At 65.6% G+C, this 3,106-nt stretch carries 3 protein-coding genes; all 3 read right to left on the bottom strand.

All coding sequences use genetic code 11. The features are described from left to right. A partial coding sequence (locus ABZ806_RS44960; RefSeq protein WP_500226110.1) for an FtsX-like permease family protein occupies positions 1–1,586 on the bottom strand: 1,586 nt, incomplete at its 3' end. Next, entirely contained in the window at positions 1,583–2,269 is a 687-nt protein-coding gene (locus ABZ806_RS44955; RefSeq protein WP_500226109.1) for an ABC transporter ATP-binding protein, read from the bottom strand. The genes ABZ806_RS44960 and ABZ806_RS44955, both read right to left, overlap by 4 nt. An 89-nt stretch (positions 2,270–2,358) precedes the next feature. Continuing rightward, on the bottom strand, positions 2,359–2,682 hold the full coding sequence (locus tag ABZ806_RS44950) for a hypothetical protein (protein ID WP_500226108.1): 324 nt from the start codon (positions 2,680–2,682) through the stop codon (positions 2,359–2,361). Between the last annotated feature and the right edge of the window lie 424 nt (positions 2,683–3,106).

The raw sequence follows: 3,106 nt of genomic DNA, 5'->3' as shown, positions 1-3,106 counted from the left end.
GGCAGGCGTTGGAGACCGTCGAGCCGCTCGACCTGCTGGTCAAGCTGGTCCTTGGTCGTGGGCCTGGGCACCTGGCAGTGGCCGATCTTGCGAGCGAGGAACCGTTGGAGACCGGCGCAGTCGGTGAGCAGTACCCCGTCGGTGTCCCGAGTCTGCAAGTAGGGGACAACCACGTCGGCGTGGGTGGCACGCATGGTGGATAGGTCACCATAGTGCAGACCGGCGGCCGTGATACGCATCGTCTGGCTCCAGCCGGGGCGAGATTGGAGCTGCTCGGCGGAAACGTCCAGCCTGGAGATCCACGCCTGCGCGTTGACCACCACGAAGGCCAGTACGGTGGCCGCGGCCAGATAACGGGACACGTGCCCGGGATCGGCCTGTAGCCGACGTCCGGCGAGCAACGAGGGCACGCCTCGCACCCGGCCGATAAGGGCACCGCAGCCCCGCACGAGGTGCCCGACGGTCAGCGGAACCCCGGCCAGGGCGATGACCACGCCGCCGAAGAAGACGTTCGCTCCGTTCTGCCCCCCGATCACGATGGCCACAGCACACAGGCCGATGCCGAGGGCCAAGGGCGCCAACCGCCACCGTGAAAGCTCATAGTGCGTGAGAGTGGGCCGGGACCGAAGCCCCAGCGCCGCAAGCCGCGGTCCACCCAGAAATGACGTGCACACCACGGTGGCGAGCACCAGGGCGGCGACGATCGCGTAGGACCCGGCCGATATCGCTGTGTCATCGGGGAACAGGCCGAAGCCGTTGCTTGGAATCTCATGTACGTGTGGCCGCGCTGTCCAGAACACCGCGGTGCCGCCGATGGCACCGGTGATGGCGATCAACACCGTCTCCAGGGCCGCAAGCCCGTGCGTGAAGCCGGGCCCGGCGCCCAGCATTTGCAGCAGCACCACGCGCCGGTCCCGCGCCGGCGCAGCACTGCGGGCGGCAACGACCAGCAGGACCAACACGGGAAGGCCGACGAATCCGACCAGGGCCAGGCGTAGCGGCGCCGGGTTCACCGACGTACCGATGAACACGCCGGCAGCAGCGCCGGTACTGCCGAAGGTCATCACCCTCATAGCGCGGTCGGAGCCGGCCAGCCCTTGTACCGAGGACGGGCGTACATAGGCCAGCAGCTCATCGGGGTTGCGCAGTCCCGCGTCGCCGATCGGCCGGGCAGCCCGGTTCGGGTAACGAGCCATGATCGCGGGGTCGGTGTCGGCGAGTTCGGTCAGGCGGGGAGACAGTACCGCCTGACCAGGAGCAGGCATCGTGTCCAGCCCCGGTGGCAGGGCGGCCAGCAGGTCAGCGTGCGCCGGCTGCAGGTACATGACCGAATACTGCTGACCGTCGATCATGTCGGCCGTCGGTGCGAGCAGGGTCCGCGTTCGGTTCGGGTCGGATGTCATCACCGGGCTGCGTGCATGATCACGTTGTGCTTGGGCGTGAACCACCTGCATCCCGGCCAGCACCGCCAACCCCGACACGGTCGCGATCGCCGAGGCGGCGATCAACGAAAGCAGCCGCCATCGGTGTTCCGCCGCCAAAGTAAACGCCAACCGTACCGCCAGCCGCACGCCCGAGGCGTTCACAAGGCCGCCAAGCGGCCGTGCGCCAGGCGGAGCCTTCGGTCGCCGAGCTCGACCAGATCCGGGTCGTGAGTGGCGATCACCACGCCAGCGCCGCGGCTCTTGGCGGTCTGCGTCAAAAGGCGTCCCACCGTCTGGGCGTTGTCATCATCCAACGCCCCACTGGGCTCGTCGGCCAAGATCAGCCAGGGGTCGTTGACCAAGGCGCGTGCGATCGCCGTCCGCTGTACCTCTCCTCCCGACAGCGTTGCCGGCCGAGCGTCCTGCTGATCTGACAGGCCCAGCACTTCCAGAAGCTCACCGGCACGCTCGGAAGCGGCGGCCTCAACTGAACCCGCCAAGCGAGCGGGCAATGCGACGTTCTCCAGCACCGACAGCTCCGGCAACAATTCCCCGAACTGGAACACCAGGCCGATATTCAGCAACCGCCGTCGCGCCCGCCGGGCCGCCGATCCGCTGTCCAGCCTGTCCGAGCCCAGCCAAACCTCTCCAGTATCCGGGGTGGTAATACCGGCTAGGCAGTGCAACAGCGTGGTCTTACCTGAACCAGAACGTCCCGTGACCACTAAGCACTCACCGGGCGCAACCTCCAGGTCGACGCCCTGCAAAATCGCGCGCCCGGGGACGGAAACAGACACGTTACGCATCGATGTGGCCATCGAGGCCCGTTTGGTCGCCGCTTTCATACCACCTTCCAAAGAAACCGGTCGCCCCGGGCGGAATGCATCCCGGGACGACCACGGCTTGCCGCACGTTCGAGGATAACGCCCGACGGCTACGGGTACACCCGGCTGGAGCAGGCGTCCGGGTAGGCGGGGATCTGTTCGCAGGCATTGAACGAGCGCAGGCCGCTCATTGATGCCGATGCGCACGTACCGCTTCCGCCGCTGGTCTTCGTCCGGCCGTTGCCGCTGTCGGCGGTGTAGTCGGAGTAGGCAGAGTGCCCGTCCGTTTCGCCATCACAGGCGGTCACCTTGCCGTAGCCGACGTTGTAGGCGTAGTCACTGCCCTGATACACGGTGGTCGCGTTGGCCGCGGCAGGTCCTATGACCAATGCGGCGAACACTCCGGTTGCGCCCAACAACAGTCCTTTGCGCATGCAACTTCCCCTCTCGTCCTCCACCACGGAGTGACGTATGGCGATATCCGCAGACGTCGAACTGACCATCCCTGCGGATGGGCCCCCAATCTGACGGCCCTTGATCGTCACAGTCTCTCCAATAACGGGCGAACGTCAAGATCTCGGAGAGAAGGCAGACAACAAGGACGTAACAGCAACCAGGTGCCTGATCAGTGCAGACACGGTTGAACGAAGTAAGGTTGGCAGTACGGCATGCTGCGACTTGTCCACATTCGGCCGTTCGTGTCAAGTTGCCAATAATGTTTCTCCTGCGCGATACCGCCTTCTTAACTGACCTACTTCACGTGTGATGCCATCCGTTCGGCTTGCCGCTGACTGCAATGCCGAACTTAAAGGAAGTCGCCAGCGGCTGGGACACACGCCCTTGCTGCGCTGAACATCA

Origin of the sequence: Spirillospora sp. NPDC047418, from assembly GCF_040643275.1 — a bacterium.
GTDB lineage: Bacteria > Actinomycetota > Actinomycetes > Streptosporangiales > Streptosporangiaceae > Spirillospora.
Note: the sequence above shows the minus strand (reverse complement) of the source record. Positions and strands in the feature narration are given on the sequence as shown.

Coding starts and splice junctions, on each gene's coding strand:
- ABZ806_RS44955 (WP_500226109.1), bottom strand. CDS start 2,269: ATGAAAGCGGCGACCAAACGGGCCTCGATGGCCACATCGATGCGTAAC.
- ABZ806_RS44950 (WP_500226108.1), bottom strand. CDS start 2,682: ATGCGCAAAGGACTGTTGTTGGGCGCAACCGGAGTGTTCGCCGCATTG.